Annotated in this window: 13 protein-coding genes, 1 tRNA gene and 1 pseudogene; 9 read left to right on the top strand and 6 right to left on the bottom strand. The window is 70.7% G+C overall.

The features are described from left to right. Nucleotides 1–142: 142 nt before the first annotated feature. A pseudogene (locus LN251_RS10585) lies at nucleotides 143–1,429 on the top strand (class I SAM-dependent methyltransferase); the annotation flags it as partial. A 21-nt stretch (nucleotides 1,430–1,450) separates the two neighbouring features. Here LN251_RS10585 and LN251_RS10580 read toward each other — a convergent pair. Both LN251_RS10580 and LN251_RS10575 read right to left on the bottom strand, forming a co-directional pair. Then, entirely contained in the window at nucleotides 1,451–3,979 is a 2,529-nt protein-coding gene (locus LN251_RS10580) for an ABC transporter permease (protein ID WP_458244206.1), read from the bottom strand. Further along, nucleotides 3,979–4,752, bottom strand: coding sequence for an ABC transporter ATP-binding protein (locus tag LN251_RS10575; protein ID WP_362995751.1), 774 nt, complete (start codon nucleotides 4,750–4,752; stop codon nucleotides 3,979–3,981). The genes LN251_RS10580 and LN251_RS10575 overlap by 1 nt, the downstream gene beginning before the upstream one ends. Nucleotides 4,753–5,168: 416 nt before the next feature. Between LN251_RS10575 and LN251_RS10570 the strand changes: the two genes are divergently transcribed. After that, nucleotides 5,169–5,252, top strand: a tRNA-Leu gene (locus LN251_RS10570). Nucleotides 5,253–5,399: 147 nt separating this feature from the next. Here the strand turns inward: LN251_RS10570 and LN251_RS10565 are convergent. Beyond that, complete coding sequence (locus LN251_RS10565; RefSeq protein ID WP_458244205.1) at nucleotides 5,400–5,648, bottom strand: hypothetical protein; 249 nt, start codon at nucleotides 5,646–5,648, stop codon at nucleotides 5,400–5,402. Nucleotides 5,649–6,504: 856 nt separating this feature from the next. Between LN251_RS10565 and LN251_RS10560 the strand changes: the two genes are divergently transcribed. The 6 genes from LN251_RS10560 to LN251_RS10535 all read left to right on the top strand — a co-directional run bounded on the left by LN251_RS10560 (nucleotide 6,505) and on the right by LN251_RS10535 (nucleotide 12,444). Beyond that, complete coding sequence (locus LN251_RS10560) at nucleotides 6,505–6,720, top strand: hypothetical protein (RefSeq protein ID WP_203237716.1); 216 nt, start codon at nucleotides 6,505–6,507, stop codon at nucleotides 6,718–6,720. A gap of 52 nt (nucleotides 6,721–6,772) precedes the next feature. Then, nucleotides 6,773–6,991, top strand: coding sequence for a hypothetical protein (locus LN251_RS10555; RefSeq protein WP_058924895.1), 219 nt, complete (start codon nucleotides 6,773–6,775; stop codon nucleotides 6,989–6,991). Nucleotides 6,992–7,143: 152 nt separating this feature from the next. Next, nucleotides 7,144–9,054: a hypothetical protein gene (locus tag LN251_RS10550; protein ID WP_458244204.1), complete on the top strand. Its 1,911-nt coding sequence runs from the start codon at nucleotides 7,144–7,146 to the stop codon at nucleotides 9,052–9,054. A gap of 319 nt (nucleotides 9,055–9,373) precedes the next feature. Next, nucleotides 9,374–10,051 (top strand): hypothetical protein, encoded by a 678-nt coding sequence (locus LN251_RS10545; RefSeq protein ID WP_458244203.1) that lies wholly within the window; start codon nucleotides 9,374–9,376, stop codon nucleotides 10,049–10,051. 167 nt (nucleotides 10,052–10,218) lie between these two features. After that, nucleotides 10,219–11,439 (top strand): 4-hydroxybenzoate 3-monooxygenase, encoded by a 1,221-nt coding sequence (locus LN251_RS10540; protein WP_458244202.1) that lies wholly within the window; start codon nucleotides 10,219–10,221, stop codon nucleotides 11,437–11,439. Between the two features lie 111 nt (nucleotides 11,440–11,550). Beyond that, on the top strand, nucleotides 11,551–12,444 hold the full coding sequence (locus tag LN251_RS10535; protein ID WP_458244201.1) for a Bax inhibitor-1/YccA family protein: 894 nt from the start codon (nucleotides 11,551–11,553) through the stop codon (nucleotides 12,442–12,444). A 71-nt stretch (nucleotides 12,445–12,515) separates the two neighbouring features. On the opposite strand, the gene LN251_RS10530 is transcribed toward LN251_RS10535, so the two are convergent. Further along, nucleotides 12,516–12,746, bottom strand: a complete 231-nt coding sequence (locus tag LN251_RS10530) for a DUF4287 domain-containing protein (RefSeq protein ID WP_058924900.1) — start codon at nucleotides 12,744–12,746, stop codon at nucleotides 12,516–12,518. Between the two features lie 104 nt (nucleotides 12,747–12,850). Here LN251_RS10530 and LN251_RS10525 point away from each other — a divergent pair, with 104 nt between their 5' ends. Beyond that, nucleotides 12,851–13,162 carry a hypothetical protein gene (locus LN251_RS10525; RefSeq protein WP_458244200.1) on the top strand — a complete coding sequence of 104 codons (312 nt, stop codon included), beginning with the start codon at nucleotides 12,851–12,853 and terminating at the stop codon, nucleotides 13,160–13,162. A 3-nt stretch (nucleotides 13,163–13,165) separates the two neighbouring features. Here LN251_RS10525 and LN251_RS10520 read toward each other — a convergent pair whose 3' ends face one another. Both LN251_RS10520 and LN251_RS10515 read right to left on the bottom strand, forming a co-directional pair. Then, nucleotides 13,166–13,942 carry a hypothetical protein gene (locus LN251_RS10520; RefSeq protein ID WP_203237857.1) on the bottom strand — a complete coding sequence of 259 codons (777 nt, stop codon included), beginning with the start codon at nucleotides 13,940–13,942 and terminating at the stop codon, nucleotides 13,166–13,168. A 279-nt stretch (nucleotides 13,943–14,221) separates the two neighbouring features. Further along, nucleotides 14,222–15,442, bottom strand: coding sequence for an acetyl-CoA C-acetyltransferase (locus tag LN251_RS10515; protein WP_458244199.1), 1,221 nt, complete (start codon nucleotides 15,440–15,442; stop codon nucleotides 14,222–14,224). Nucleotides 15,443–15,472 lie beyond the last annotated feature (30 nt).

Here is a 15,472-nt window from a genome sequence, read left to right as displayed (position 1 = left end):
GGACTCTCCGTGGGCGACCCAAGTAGGTGGTCCCTGCACCCTTTTGCATATTCGTGACGGCTCCGGGGGACTGCACAATCGCCCGGGTTTTGTTTACGTGGTGCTGGGCATTCCGGGATCGCCTGTCACGGAGGTGTGCGCCATGGCCGACGCCGCGTCGCGGCTGAAGAGCCTCGTCGAGCAGTTGCTGGGAGCGCCGTTGCCGGTGCGCATCCGCGCCTGGGACGGTTCGCAGGCGGGGCCGCCGGACGCGCCCGCCCTGGTCGTGCGCAACCGCCGCGCCGTGCGCCGCCTGCTGTGGAAACCGGGGGAGCTGGGGCTCGCGCGGGCCTGGGTCGCCGGCGACCTGGACATCGAGGGGGACCTGTACGCCGCCCTCGACCTCATGGCGGAGCTGGTCTGGGAGCGCGGGGAGGACGCCCGCGGCCTGGTGCAGATGCTGCGGGACCCCGAGGTACGGGCCGCCGCACGCGGCCTGGTGCGGATCGCCGGGCTGCCGTGGCCACCCGCGCCGCCCCGCGAGGAGGTCCGCAGAGCCCACCACCTGCACACCCAGCGCACCGACAAGCGCGCCATCAGCCACCACTACGACGTCGGCAACGACTTCTACGAGATCGTCCTCGGCCCGTCGATGGTCTACTCGTGCGCCTACTGGCCCGCCCCGGACGCCACCCTGGAGCAGGCCCAGCACGACAAGCTCGAACTCGTCTGCCGCAAGCTCGGTCTGACGCGGGGACAGCGGCTCCTCGACGTCGGATGCGGCTGGGGCTCCATGGCCATCCACGCGGCACGCGAGCACGGCGTGCACGTCGTCGGCATCACGCTCTCCCACGAACAGGCCGCCTACGCCCGCAAGCGCGTCGCCGACGAGGGGCTGACCGACCGGGTCGAGATCCGGGTGCAGGACTACCGGGACGTCGCCGACGGGCCCTACGACGCCATCTCCTCCATCGGGATGGCCGAACACGTGGGCGCGGACCGGTACCTGGAGTACGCCGAGACCCTGCGCCGGCTGCTGCGGCCGGGCGGACGGCTGCTCAACCACCAGATCGCGCGCCGGCCGCAGCGCGACGAGTCGGCGTACGACGTCGACGAGTTCATCGACGCCTACGTCTTCCCCGACGGCGAGCTCGCGCCCCTCGGCACGACCGTCACCCAGCTCGAGCGCGCCGGGTTCGAGGTGCGCGACGTGGAGTCCCTCCGCGAGCACTACGGTCTCACCCTGCGCTGGTGGGTGGCCAACCTGCAGGCCCAGTGGCCACGCGCGATGCGGCTCGCCGGGCCGGGGCGGGCCAGGGTGTGGCGGCTGTACATGGCCGCCTGCGCCCTCGCCTTCGAGCACAACCGCATCGGCGTCAACCAGGTGCTGGCCGTACGGACACCGGAGGACGGCGGGTCCGGAATGCCGCTGCGGGCCCGGGCCTGGGGAGCGCACCCCTCGTATGTGCCGCTACTCCGACTTGATCGCCGTCAGCATGTTCAGGCGGGCCGCGCGCCGGGCCGGCCACAGTGCCGCCAGGATGCCGACCGTCGCCGCGAGCAGGAGGAAGACGGCCATCCGCGCCCAGGGCAGGACCAGTTCGTACGTTGCCATCTTGGTGCCGAGCAGCTCGCCGGCCGCCCAACCGAAGAAGACGCCCAGTCCGATGCCGAGCACCCCGCCGAACAGGGAGATGACCAGGGACTCCAGGCGCACCATGCGCTTGACGCCCTTGCGGTCCAGGCCGATCGCGCGGAGCATGCCGATCTCCTGCGAGCGTTCGAAGACCGACATGGCCAGGGTGTTGATGACACCGAGGACGGCCACGATCACCGCCATGGCCAGCAGGCCGTAGAGCATGTTCAGCATCAGCGTGAACATCTGCGCGATGTCGTTGGACAGGTCCTGCTTGCTCTGGACCTTGATCGCCGGGTTGGTGCCGAGGGCCTTCTCCAGCTTGTCCTTCGTGGCGCTCGACGCCCCGTCGGCCGTCCTGACCAGGACCTGCATGTCGCCCGGGTCGGTCGTGTGCGGGGTGACGACCGCCTTGTCGAGCAGGATGCCCCGGATCAGTTCGTTGCCCTCGTAGATCCCGGACACGGTCAGGCGGGACGACTTGCCGTCCTCGTAGTGCGCCGTGAAGGCCGAGCCCGCCTTCCAGCCGTGCGAACGGGCGGTCTCCTTGTCGACGACGACCTGGGTGCCGTCCACCTTGAAGGTGCCCTGGTCGACCTTGAGGTCGGTCAGCTTCCCGATCGCGGCGCCGTTCACGCCGGTCAGGGACTCGCCCGTGCCGTCGATGCGCGAGTAGACGTTGCGCAGCGGGCTGGTGGCGGTGACCCCGCCGGTCGCGTTCAGCTTCCGGTCGACGTCCGGCGAGAGGTAGTTGCCGTTCGCCATGGAGACCACGTAGTCGGCGCGGATGGCGGAGGAGGCCATCTTGTCGATCGACTTCTGCAGGCTGCCCGCCATCACCGTCATGCCGGTGATGAGGGTGAGCCCGATCATCAGCGCGGAGGCGGTGGCCGCGGTGCGGCGCGGGTTGCGCACCGAGTTCTGGCGGGCCAGCTTGCCGGCGACGCCGAAGACCCTGAGGACCGGTGCCGCGGCCGCGATCAGCGGGCGTGACAGCAACGGAGTGAGGATGAAGACGCCGATGATGAGCAGGACCGCGCCGAGGCCCATCGGGGCCTGACCGTCCGAGCCGTCCATCGTCGTGGCGGCCAGGACCACCGCGACGCCCGCCGCGCTGAACAGCGCGCCCAGCGTGTTGCGCAGCACCAGCGACTTGGTCGTCGCCTGGGCGTGGATGCTGCTCATCGCGGCGACCGGCGGGATCTTCGCGGCCCGGCGGCCGGGCAGCCAGGCAGCCAGCATCGTGATGACGATGCCGACCACGAGGGCGGTCGCGACGGTGCCCGGCGTGATGACCAGCGGCCCGTCCGGGACGGTGGCGCCGAGGGTGCCCATCAGCGAGCGCAGTCCGGCGCCGATGCCGATGCCCGCGACCAGGCCCGTGACCCCCGCGACCGTGCCGACCACGAACGCCTCGATCAGCACCGACCGGGTGACCTGGCGGCGCGAGGCGCCGACCGCGCGCATCAGCGCGAGTTCCCGGGTGCGCTGGGCGACCAGCATGGTGAAGGTGTTGGCGATGATGAACGTGCCGACGAAGAGCGCGATGCCCGCGAAGACCAGCAGCCCCTGCTTGAGTCCGCTCATCGAGGAGGAGATCTGCTCGGCCTGGTCGTCGGCGAGCTTCTTGCCGGTGGTGGTCTCCACCAGCTTCGTGCCCAGCGCCTTGTCCAGTTCGGCCTTCAGCGCGGTCTGGGAGGTGCGGGCGGCGGCCGTCACGTCGATCTCGTCGTACGTGCCCGGCTTGCCGAAGAGCTTCTGGGCGGTGGCCGTGTCGAACAGGGCGAGGCTGCCGCCGGCGGCGACGTTGCCGTCGTCGGTGGTGAAGACGCCGCTGATCCTAGGGGTGAGGACCGGGCCGTCGACGGAGAGGCGGACGGTGTCGCCGACCGTGTACCCGGCGCGCCGGGCCGTCTTGGCGTCGATGGCGACCTCGCTCGCGCCATGCGGCGCGCGGCCGGACTTCAGCGGGTACCGGGCGTCCTTGTCGCCCCAGTAGTTCCCGCCCTGCGACTGGAAGCCGCGGCCGATGAGCTTGCCGTGCTTGTCGGCGATGGCGGTGAAGCCGTTGACGACGCCGACCGCGGAGGCGGCGCCCGGCACCTTCGCGCTCCGGTCGAGCATGGCCTGGGTCAGCTCGGGCGTCTTGCCGATCGTGTTGCCCTTGTCCTCCTGGGACTTGGCGGACACGGCGACGTCGACCCGGTCGAAGCCCTTGGCCGAACTGTTCTGGTAGGCGTCGGAGATGGTGTTGGTGAAGACCAGGGTCCCGGAGACGAACGCGACGCCGAGCATCACGGCGAGCACGGTCATCAGCAGTCTGGCCTTGTGCGCAAGCACGTTGCGCAGGGCGGTGCGGAACATCAGCTCGTACGGCCCTTCGCGTCGAACTGCTTCATGAAGTCGAGGACCGTCTCGGCCGTCGGGCCGTACATGTGGTCGACGATCCGTCCGTCCGCGAGGAACACCACCCGATCCGCGTACGCGGCCGCCACCGGGTCGTGGGTCACCATCACCACCGTCTGCCCCAACTCCCGTACGGAGTTGCGCAGGAAGCCCAGCACCTCGGCGCCGGAGCGGGAGTCGAGGTTTCCGGTCGGCTCGTCGCCGAAGATGATGTCCGGCTTGGAGGCGAGGGCGCGGGCGACGGCGACGCGCTGCTGCTGGCCGCCGGAGAGCTGGGAGGGGCGGTGCCCGAGCCGGTCGCGCAGGCCCACCATCTGGATGACGGTGTCCAGCCACTGCTTGTCCGGCTTGCGGCCCGCGATGTCCATCGGGAGGGTGATGTTCTCCAGGGCCGTGAGCGTCGGCAGCAGGTTGAACGCCTGGAAGATGAAGCCGATCTTGTCCCGGCGCAACTTGGTGAGCTGCTTGTCCTTCAGGGAGCCCAGCTCGGTCTCGCCGATGCGCACCGAGCCGGAGGAGAAGGTGTCGAGGCCGGCCACGCAGTGCATCAGCGTGGACTTGCCCGACCCGGAGGGGCCCATGATCGCGGTGAACTCGGCCTGCCGGAAGTCCACGGAGACGCGGTCCAGGGCGACCACCTGGGTCTCGCCCTGTCCGTAGATCTTCGAAAGATCCGTGGCGCGTGCGGCCACGGTCGCGGTGGACCGGTCGGCGACGGGTGTGGTGGTCACGGGAAGGGACTCCTCGCGGGGACGACGTCGGGAAGGGACGTGTTCCATGGTGGTCGCCGCACAGGCCCGTGTAGTCAGTCGCAGTTCCGGTTCCGGGGGGCGACTCGGGTCTGATCCGGTGCCGCGGTGTCATACCTGGGGATGACGGGAGACCCTGACGGCCGGGCAGGGCGCAAGCGCTTGCTCGGGCCGGCGTCGAGAACCGGTGGAGCACCCTCGTTCGGGCGGTGAAATTCCGTCATTCCGCATGCGTGCGCGGGCGTCTCGCGCAAGGCTGTTGGCAAGTGCGGATGGCGTGTTCCACGTGCTGATGCACCCTCAGACGTCAATAAAATAAGACAACATCGCTCCGTGGGGCCGCTGTTCGGGGGAGGCGTCCCGATAGGCTCGGAACCTCGACGCGGAGCCCATGGCCTGCCCGGATGGTGGAATGCAGACACGGCGAGCTTAAACCTCGCTGCCCCTTCGCGGGCGTGCCGGTTCAAGTCCGGCTCCGGGCACTACCGCGCCCACGGGACGAAGCGTTCCGTGGTCGGTCGTCACGCTTCGTGTGCGGCGCGGCCTCCGGGCGCGGCTCACGGTTCGCGCGCGGATCGGTCTCCGCGCGCGGCTCGGCCGTCGTGTACGGCTCGGTCTTCGCGTACGGCTCAGCCTTCGTACACCGTGAGGACGGCGCCGTCGACCTCTATCCGGCGGCCCGGGCGCAGCCCGCCGCGCAGTCTCTCCAGACAGCTGTGGAACAGCTCCAGTTCCTCGGCGTCCAGGATCGCGGCGGCCAGGTCCACGAGTTCGGCCACCGCTCCTTCCGTGAGCACCTCGGGCAGTTCGCCCGAGAGCAGGACGACCGATTGGCCGGCGGGTCCGCGGACCACGGCCGTGGCCGGTCCGCCATGCACGAACAACACACTTCCCCCCAGGGGCCCGGCGTGGTCGTGGGGCGGCTCACGCTTCTCGGGCAGGACGAGAGACTAGCGGGGGATCTCGGTGCTTTCGGGCGAGTTGAATTCTTTTTCCGACTTGACGGACTCGGCGCGTCCGGGGGCCGTACGGTGCCCGTCCGTGCTCACCGGATGGCGCGAGTCGGCTCGGCCGGCCGTCACTTCTCCGGCGGGCCCGGCGTCACTTCTCCGGCGTGCGGGGGGCCGAGCGGTCGAGCAGTGACTCCACGAGGGCGGTCACATGCCGGCGGTCGTCGGCCGAGAGCTTCTGCACGCTGGCGATGAGCAGGTCGACCTCGGGGTCGGTGGCGCCGGCGTCCGACCCGGCGGTGTCCGGGCTGCCGTAGACGTGGATGCCGCAGGCCCTCGGCGGCGGCGCGGCGCACGGTGTCCAACGGCAGCTCCAGCCCCTTGGACAGTCCCTCCAGGGTGGCCGACTGGGGCATGCGGACGACGCGCTCGGTGGTGGCGAGGTGGTGGACGGTGGAGCGGGGGACGCCGCCGCGGCGTGCGACATCGCCGTAGGACCAGCCCTTGTGGTCGAGGCGGTCACGGATCAACTGCTGCAGTGCGTTGGCCACGGGTGGGTCACTTCCTGCTGGCTGTGTCGGCTGGACCGTCCATGTCGGGGCCGATTCTACGGTCGTGGCCCCGGGGCGCCGAAAGGGTGATTCACCGAACGGGTTGCGCGACCGCCCCGCGAGGCCCTAGTGTCCAATCTCGTTGGACAGCCCGTCCGACCAGATTGGACAGAGTCCGGGGGGAACCTGACGCTGTCTGATCGGAAGTGCCCATCCCTGAGGGGGAATTGATCATGATGAACGCCCACGAGCTTGAGGCCGAGTCCGCGGAGCTGCTGCCGGGTCGCGAGGCCCTGGGTCGGCTGAAGTTCAGCTTCGGCAAGACGGTCAACGTCACCAAGCACGTCGCCCACATCTCGGCGCACAACGAGTCCGCGGCCCTCAACGACCACTCCTCGTGGTCCGTGGCCGACTCCGGTGCCGCCCAGAACATCATCGTCCAGCAGTAACGCTCGCGCTCCACCTCACCATCCACCCGAGAACACCGAAAGGACATCCGTCATGAGCATGGACATGCGCGAGCTGGACACCGAGAGCGCGGAGCTGCTGCCGGGCCGTGAGGCCCTGGGGCGGCTGAAGTTCAGCTTCGGCAAGACGGTCAACGTCACCAAGCACGTCGCCCACATCTCGGCGCACAACGAGTCCGCGGCCCTGAACGACCACTCCTCGTGGTCGGACGCCGAGTCGCAGGCGACGCAGAACATCACCGTCCAGCAGTAGCGGCACCCGCCACCGTGGCGGCCAGGGGGCGGACCGTGAGCACCTGACGGCCCGGTCCGCCCCCACGGCGCGTTCCGGGGGGAACCCGCCGCGCTTCCGGGGGGAAGCGGCGGGTCCGGGGAAGCGCCGAGGACTCTGGGGGGAGACCACACATGACAGTGCTCGGCAACGGTCCGACGGCGCTGTACGACACCGGGCCCGTGCCCGGACCCGGCGGCTGGCCGGTGACCTACGAGCAGGTCGCGACGGGCAAGCTGCCCGTCGTCGAACAGCCGCCGGAACCGGCCCCGCGGCTGAGCGCGGGGCTGCAACTGCACGGCGAGTACCAGGGGTCGGGCTTCACCGACCCCAAGTACATCGCCCGTCGGGGGGACGGGCAGGTCGTGCAGCTGTCCCGGTTGCTGTACCTGGTGGCGTCGAGCATCGACGGCGTCCGCGACGCCGAGACGATTGCCCACCGGGTCAGCGCGCGGTTCGGCCGCGAGGTCAGCGGCGACAACGTCCGCTACCTGGTGGAGAACAAGCTCCAGCCGCTCGGTGTGACGGTGCCCGCCGGCCAGGAGGACGACGAGGTCGACGCCCCGCGCTCCGACCTGCTGCTCGCCCTCAAGGGCCACCGGGTCATCTTCGACGAGAAGCGGACGGCGCGGATCGCGTCGGCCTTCGCCTGGCTGCACCGGCCGGCCGTCGTCGTGGCCGTCCTGCTGACGGCGGTGGCCATGGACGTGTGGCTGTTCGGCTTCTTCGGGGCGATCGAACCGGTCCTGCAGGTCCTCGACCAGCCGGTACTGATCCTCATCGTCTTCGTGCTGACGGTGGCCTCGCTCGTCTTCCACGAGTTCGGCCACGCCTCCGCCTGCAAGTACGGCGGTGCCCGACCCGGCTGCATCGGCTGCGGGCTGTTCCTCATCTGGCCGTCGATGTACACCGACGTGACGGACGTCTACCGGATCGGGCGGGGCGGGCGCATCCGCACCGACCTGGGCGGGGTGTACTTCAACGTCGTCTTCATGCTCGCCATGGCCGCGGCGTACTTCGCGACCGGGATGCAGTTCTTCCTGGCCGCGGTGTACCTGGGGCACTTCGAGATCCTCGAGCAGCTCATGCCGGCCGTCCGGCTGGACGGCTACTACATCCTGGGCGACCTCGCCGGGGTGCCGGACCTCTACGGCAAGATCAAGCCGATCCTGCTGAGCCTGCTGCCGGGCGCGAAGGGGGCGGCGGCCCGCCAGGAGGTCGCGGGGCTGAAGAAGTCGGCCCGGCACATCGTCGCCACCTGGGTGCTGACGATGGTGCCGCTGATCGTCGGCGAGCTGGGGTACGCGCTGTGGAACCTGCCGCGCATCCTGGCCACGATGACGCGGTCGCTGACCGAGCAGATCATCGGTACGGGGGCCGCGTTCGGGGACGGGCGGATCGCCGAGGGCCTGGTCGGGGTGATCGGCTGCGTGATGCTGCTGTGTCCCATGGCGGGTGTCCTCTACCTGTCCGTGAAGCTGGGCGGCCGGCTCTTCCGCGCCGCGAAGCGCTCCACGGCCGGCCGGCCCCGCCTGCGGATCGTGGTGTGCGCGCTCGCGCTGGCCGGGCTGACCGGGCTCAGCTACGCGTGGGTGTCCGGGATGACGCCGAAGCCGCTGCCGAAGCAGCCGCCGATCGCACCCATCCTGCAGCCGGGGGTGTCCACGGAGCCTCCGGGCCCCCAGGACGCCTCGACGCCGGGCGGGCACGGGTCGCACGACTCCTCCGGCATCGGCGCCTCGCTGTCGCCGTCGGCGTCGCCCGGCGCGTCCGGTCTGCACGGCAGTCCCTCGCCGGGAGCGTCGGCGAGCGCGTCCGCCGCGGCGTCGGCGTCGCCGTCGGCCTCGAAGTCGGCCCGGCCGGGCGGGAGCTCGTCGTCGTCCAGGACGGACGGCCCGGGGACCGGTCCGACCGCGACGTCCTCCGCTCCCGGCGGCGGCCCGTCCGGTCCGCAGCCGTCGCCGACCCCCTCGGAGAGCGTGCCGCCCTCACCCACCGAGACTCTCTCGTCACCGCCGGGCAGCGCGTCGCCGGCGGCGACCTGAGGGCCGCCACCGTGGCCTCGGCGGGGTGGACGTCCTCGCCCGGGCCACGGCGGCGAAACCACGGCACGGCGGTTCCGGGCGGGGCCACGCGGGCCCGGGACCTTCCGGGCGGGGGCGCGGGTCCCGGCGGCGTCAGGCCTCGGGCGCGGGCCCGTACGGCGGTTCGGTGCGGCGGCTTGGGGACGGGCCGCCGCACCGGCTTCCCCGGTGCGTGAACCTCCCCCCGTCGCGGCGCCCGTCCGCACCGCCGCGCATCAGCGGCGCCGCCTCCGTTTCACACAGTCCGTTCCGATCCTGATCCATCCACCGAGGAGATCCCTTGAGCAGCCATCGAAAAGTACGACCGGTCAGCAACCCGTTGACCCGCCGCGCCCTCGGCATAGGCCTGTTCGCCGCCGGCGTCGCCGGTGCCGCGACCGCCGTGCCGGCGCAGGCCGCGAGCGGGGTGACACATGCCGCCGTCGTCTCGGACCACGTCTTCAGCCACGTCGACCGGGCGCACCACACGCAGGCCCGCGACTCGTTCACCATCCGCCAGTTCGGCACGGTGAACGCCGCCAGCGCCCGCAACCAGGCCAACGCCGTCTCGGCCGGCTGCTCGGCCGACGACGCCTGCCGTTCCGTGGCGCTGTCCTTCCAGATCGTCACCGTCGCCGGCGAGCACGCGCACCTGCGGGCCGTGAACATCAGCGACGCCGCGAACAAGGAGTGCACCGGCTGCCAGACGCTGGCCGGCGCCTACCAGTTCGTCGTCTCCACGCCCCGGCCCCTCACCCTGGACGCCACGGCCCAGGGCAAGCTGGCCGACATCCACCGCCGGCTGGACGAGCTGACCAGGTCCTCCGTCTCCGCGGCCGACCTGAAGAAGCAGGCCGACTGTCTGGCCGCGGAGGTCAGCGCGGTCCTGAAGGACGCCGTCGCCAACGCCCCGAAGGGCGACGTGCAGCCCGACGTCACGCTCCACCGGCACCTGGACGGCTGGCCGCCGGCCGCCTGACCCCGCCGGACTCCGACCGCCGTGCCGCCCCCCCAGAGGCGCGGCGGTCGGCCATTGACATCCCGTGCCCGCGAGCGCAGACTCACGTCCAGCATTTAAGTGAACTAAATTTCACCACACGAACACAGGTGAAGCGAACCTCCGCGGCTACTCGAAGGGAACGCCCGATGCGTACCACCGTCGGCATCATCGGAGCCGGCCCCGCCGGTCTCCTCCTGGCCCGGCTGCTCCACAACGCCGGCATCGACTCGGTCGTCCTGGAGAGCCACGACCGCGCCTACGTCGAGCAGCGCCAGCGCGCCGGAATCCTGGAGCAGGGCACGGTGGACGTGCTGCGGGCGGCCGGCGCCGGGGAGCGGATGGACCGCGAAGGGCTCCGGCACGACGGCATCGAGCTGCGGTACGACAAGAAGCGCCACCGCGTCGACTTCCCCGCCCTCACCGGCGGCCGGTCGGTGATGGTCTACGCCCAGACCGAGGTGTGCAAGGACCTCATCGCCCTGCACCTCAAGGAGGGCGGTCCGCTGCTGTTCGAGGCGGAGGCGCTGGCGGTCGAGGGCGCGGACACCGACAGCCCGTCCGTGCGTTTCCGGCACGAGGGACGCGAGCAGGTGCTGGAGTGCGCGTACGTCGTCGGCTGCGACGGCTTCTGGGGGGTCGCCAGGAAGGCGGTCCCCGCCGAGCTGGTCCGCGTGTTCGAGCGCACGTACCCCTTCGCCTGGCTCGGTGTCCTCGCCGACGTGCCGCCCTCCCACGACGAACTCGTCTACGCCCGCCACGACCGCGGCTTCGCCCTGCTGTCCATGCGCTCCCCGTCGGTGTCCCGGCTCTACCTCCAGGTCCCCGAAGGCACGGACGCCGGCGACTGGACCGACGAGGAGATCTGGGACGAGCTGGAGCGCCGCTTCGAGACCGCGGACGGCTGGCGGCTGGAGCGCGGGCCGATCACCCAGAAGTCGGTGACACCGATGCGGTCCTACGTCCACGAGCCGATGCGCCACGGCCGTCTGTTCCTGGCCGGCGACGCCGCCCACATCGTCCCGCCGACCGGCGCGAAGGGGCTGAACCTGGCCGTCGGCGACGTCGTGACCTTCGCGCGGGCGCTGGCGTACGCGAAGGAGACCGGATCGGACGCGCTGCTCGACGCCTACTCCGAGACCTGCCTGCGCCGCGTCTGGCAGGCCGAGCGGTTCTCGTACGACATGACGACGATGCTGCACCCGGACCCCGCCGCCGCGCCGTTCGACGGCCGCCTCCAGCTCGCCCGCCTCGACCGGATCGCCGGCTCCCGGGCGGCCGAGACCGACCTGGCCGAGGGCTACACCGGCTTCTCCCTGGACGACGGCCGTGTGGGCCCCTCCGGTGAGGGGAATCACGGACCCGCGTAGCGTGTTGCGCAGCATGGCGAGGGAAAGATCCTCCCCAAGCACTAGAGGCATTTCTTTGCCTACCTATTACTCTTGAGCCAAGGCCGCGACGTGTGGCCATGGAGGAGTGAAATGAGGAGCAGAAACCCGGTCTTCTCGCGACGGGGGTTCAGCCGCGACAACGGCTACGCGGGCTTCAACACCGCGCCGCAGGCCGGGGGACCCGCTGTCGGCACGCAGGCCAACCCGTACGGACAGCAGTACGGCAACCCCTACGCGCAGAACCCGTACGCCCAGCAGGACCTGCAGTACGGCGCCCCGCCCCAGGCCCCGGCCACCACCGGCCGGATGACCATGGACGACGTCGTCCTGCGCACCGCGTCCACCCTCGGCACCCTGATCGTCACCGCCGCGCTCGCCTGGGCGCTGCTGCCGGTCGACGATGCCCACATCAACCGGTCGTACGGCATCGGCTTCGGCGCGATGATCGTCGGCATGGTGCTGGCGCTCGTGCAGTCCTTCAAGCGCACGGCGACGCCGGCGCTGATCCTTTCGTACGCCGCGTTCGAGGGTGTCTTCCTCGGCGTGGTGTCCAGCATCGTCGACAACCGCATCGCGAGCGGCGCGGCGATGCAGGCCGTGATCGGCACGATGGCGGTGTTCGCCGGTGTGCTGGTGGCGTACAGGGCGGGCTGGATCCGCGTCAACCGCCGCTTCTACGGCTTCGTGATGGCGGCCGCGCTCGGCTTCGTGCTGCTGATGACGGTGAACCTGCTGTTCGCGGTCTTCGGCGGCGGTGACGGGCTCGGCTTCCGCAGCGGCCCGCTCGGCATCTTCTTCGGCGTCGTCGGCATCATCCTCGGCGCCTGCTTCCTCGCCCTGGACTTCAAGCAGGTCGAGGACGGCATCGCCTACGGCGCGCCGAAGAACGAGGCGTGGCTGGCGGCCTTCGGGCTCACGCTGACGCTGGTGTGGATCTATATGGAGTTCCTGCGGATCATCGCGATCCTCAACAGCAGCGACTAGCCTGCGCCGGTCGTACGGCAAAGGGCCCCGGGTCGCCTGACCGGGGCCCTTCGTCATGTCGTGGTGCGCGCCTAGAGCAGTTTGCGCGCTGCCCTCCTCAGGTCGTATTCGTGGACGATCGCCTTCGCGTGGCCGTACGCGAGGTTGTGCTCGTGGCGGAGCCAGCTGACCTTTTCCTCGAAGCGGAAGAGGGCGGGGCCTTCTTCGACGGTGCGCAGCCAGTCGGATACTTCACGACCGGTGCAGTGGGGGATGCGGGCGAGCATGTTGCGGTGGGTCTCCTCGGAGAGGACGTGGGACATCGGCGCCTCCGGACGCAAAGGGGATGTAAGCCGGTCCTTCAGGTCACGGTGCCTGAGCGTTCGCCTGTTGGCAACAGTCCGGAGGTCCCGCGTACGCTCCGTCTGTGGTTGATACGACGCCCCTCACACGTGCCGTGGATCATTTCGCCGACCGTTTGCGGGCGGCGCCGCAGAGCCGGCTCCAGCGCGGGGCCGCCGCCGAGGCGCTGGAACTGGCCCGGGAGTTGGCCCGCCGGACGCAGGCCGTGGAGGAGCCGGGCACCCCGCTCCGGGAGATGCCGGACGCGGGGATGTTCGCGGCCGCGGACCAGATCACCGTCGCCGCACACGACTTGGCCCTCGTCCTTCAGGACGAGGGCCAGGTGGAAGAGGCGGTCGAGCTCGTGGGACAGGCCCAGCAGCGGGCCGGGGTCTGATCGCTACAGCGACGCTATGACCCGGTCCGCCAGGATGTAGACGTTCTCCTCGCCGCACGCGAACGTCAGCGTGTACGCGCCCGAGACGCCCGAACCGCCCAGCAGGACGGGGGTCTCGCCCGCGCGCAGGGCCGCCGCCAGGCGTTCGGCCGTCTCGCGGTGGCCCGGGGTCATGCACAGGGTGGTGCCGTCGGCGAAGACGTACACGTCCAGGGTGCCGAGCGGGCCCGGGCGGACGTCGGCCAGCTCGACGCGGGAGGCGGCGAGTTCCTCCAGAGTCGCCACCGTGCGCTCATGGTCGTTCACCACCGGCGACTGGACCGGGACGAAGTCCGGGTGGGAGGGGTGGCGGCGCCGGGCCGCGGCCAGTTCGGCCGAGTCGGCGGCGAACTCGTCGCCGTCCGTGGACGGCTCGGTCACCGACTCCAGCGGCTCCAGGCCCACGAAGTCGCTCTGCCGGGGCAGGAAGAGCTCGCTGTCCGGCAGGCCCAGCAGGGAGGGGGCGTCGGAGACGTCACGCGCCTCCTGCGCGGCCCAGAAGGCGCGTGCCTCGGCCAGTTCACGCTCGCGCTCCTCGGCGAGCGCCTCGGCGACGGCGGCGCGTATCTCGTCGGCCTCGGCGGACAGGCGGGCCGCCGGCACGAGGCCGTGCGGGGCGCGCTGTTCGGCGAGCTGCGTGTGCAGGGCGGCGACCTCACGGCGCAGCACCATGAGGGTGCGCAGGACGGCGACGCCCACGGCGCCCGTGGCGGCCGTGATGAGCAGCAAGGCGATCGGCATGGCGCTCACTGACGTACTCCCGGTTCAAAGTCGACCCCCGACTTCCTACATCAGCTTGAAGGGCGGACTAACCAGCTGTCAGTGCGTAACGTCACGAATCGGACAGGACTTTGGGCCTGGGGTCTCCGCCGTGACGGCGCTGACCTGCGTGGATCTCTCCGGTGAGGGAGATAGGTCACATCCTGGGGGAGATTGGATCACAAAACGGCCCGAAGTCCAGGGGTGTCCCGGACTCCGGGCCTGAGGCTCACGAGGTGTGCCCCGTTGGTTACGGAGGGCTCAGCTGAGGCGCTCGATGACCATCGCCATGCCCTGGCCGCCGCCCACGCACATGGTCTCCAGACCGAACTGCTTGTCGTGGAACTGGAGGGAGTTGATGAGCGTGCCGGTGATGCGGGCGCCGGTCATGCCGAAGGGGTGGCCGACGGCGATGGCGCCGCCGTTGACGTTCAGCTTCTCCAGCGGGATGTTCAAGTCGCGGTAGGAGGGGATCACCTGGGCGGCGAACGCCTCGTTGATCTCGACCAGGTCGATGTCGCCGATGGTCAGGCCGGCGCGGCTGAGGGCCTGCTTGCTCGCCTCGACCGGGCCGAGACCCATGATCTCGGGGGACAGGCCGGAGACGCCGGTCGACACGATGCGGGCGAGCGGGGTGAGGCCGAGCTCGCGGGCCTTGGTGTCGCTCATGATGACGACCGCGGCGGCGCCGTCGTTGAGCGGGCAGCAGTTGCCGGCGGTGACCAGGCCGTCGGGGCGGAAGACGGGCTTGAGGCCCGAGACGCCCTCCAGGGTGACGCCGGCGCGCGGGCCGTCGTCCTTGGAGACGACCGTGCCGTCGGGGAGGGTCACCGGGGTGATCTCGCGCTCCCAGAAGCCGTTCTTGATGGCTTCCTCGGCGAGGTTCTGCGAGCGGACGCCGAACTCGTCCATGTCCTGGCGGGTGACGCCCTTGAGGCGGGCCAGGTTCTCGGCGGTCTGGCCCATCGCGATGTAGGGGTCGGGGACCAGGCCGTCCTCGCGCGGGTCGTGCCAGGTCGTGCCCTCCTGCTGGGCCACCTCGGCGGTGCGGGCCTCGGCGTCGGCGAAGAGCGGGTTGTGCGTGTCGGGCAGGCTGTCGGAGTTGCCCTTGACGAACCGGGAGACCATCTCGACGCCGGCCGAGATGAAGACGTCGCCCTCGCCGGCCTTGATGGCGTGCAGGGCCATGCGGGAGGTCTGCAGGGAGGAGGAGCAGTACCGGGTGATCGTGCAGCCCGGCAGGTGGTCCATGCCCATCTGCACGGCCACGATACGGCCGAGGTTGTTGCCCTGCTCGCCGCCGGGCAGGCCGCAGCCGAGCATCAGGTCCTCGATGTCCTTCGGGTCCAGCTCGGGGACCTTGGCGAGGGCGGCCTGGATGATCGTGGCAGCGAGGTCGTCGGGGCGCAGGTCTTTCAGGGAGCCCTTGAAGGCGCGGCCGATGGGGGAGCGGGCGGTCGAGACGATCACGGCTTCGGGCATCACGGCTCCATTGGCGTACGTACGTGCGTG

The sequence above is a fragment of the Streptomyces sp. MAI_2237 genome, assembly GCF_054189285.1.
Note: the sequence above shows the minus strand (reverse complement) of the source record. Positions and strands in the feature narration are given on the sequence as shown.

Bases quoted from the DNA above. Each gene is read 5' to 3' on its own strand.
- LN251_RS10530 (WP_058924900.1), bottom strand. From the start codon at position 12,746: ATGTCCCACGTCCTCTCCGAGGAGACCCACCGCAACATGCTCGCCCGC.
- LN251_RS10560 (WP_203237716.1), top strand. From the start codon at position 6,505: ATGATGAACGCCCACGAGCTTGAGGCCGAGTCCGCGGAGCTGCTGCCG.
- LN251_RS10540 (WP_458244202.1), top strand. From the start codon at position 10,219: ATGCGTACCACCGTCGGCATCATCGGAGCCGGCCCCGCCGGTCTCCTC.
- LN251_RS10580 (WP_458244206.1), bottom strand. From the start codon at position 3,979: ATGTTCCGCACCGCCCTGCGCAACGTGCTTGCGCACAAGGCCAGACTG.
- LN251_RS10535 (WP_458244201.1), top strand. From the start codon at position 11,551: ATGAGGAGCAGAAACCCGGTCTTCTCGCGACGGGGGTTCAGCCGCGAC.
- LN251_RS10555 (WP_058924895.1), top strand. From the start codon at position 6,773: ATGAGCATGGACATGCGCGAGCTGGACACCGAGAGCGCGGAGCTGCTG.
- LN251_RS10515 (WP_458244199.1), bottom strand. From the start codon at position 15,442: ATGCCCGAAGCCGTGATCGTCTCGACCGCCCGCTCCCCCATCGGCCGC.
- LN251_RS10520 (WP_203237857.1), bottom strand. From the start codon at position 13,942: ATGCCGATCGCCTTGCTGCTCATCACGGCCGCCACGGGCGCCGTGGGC.
- LN251_RS10550 (WP_458244204.1), top strand. From the start codon at position 7,144: ATGACAGTGCTCGGCAACGGTCCGACGGCGCTGTACGACACCGGGCCC.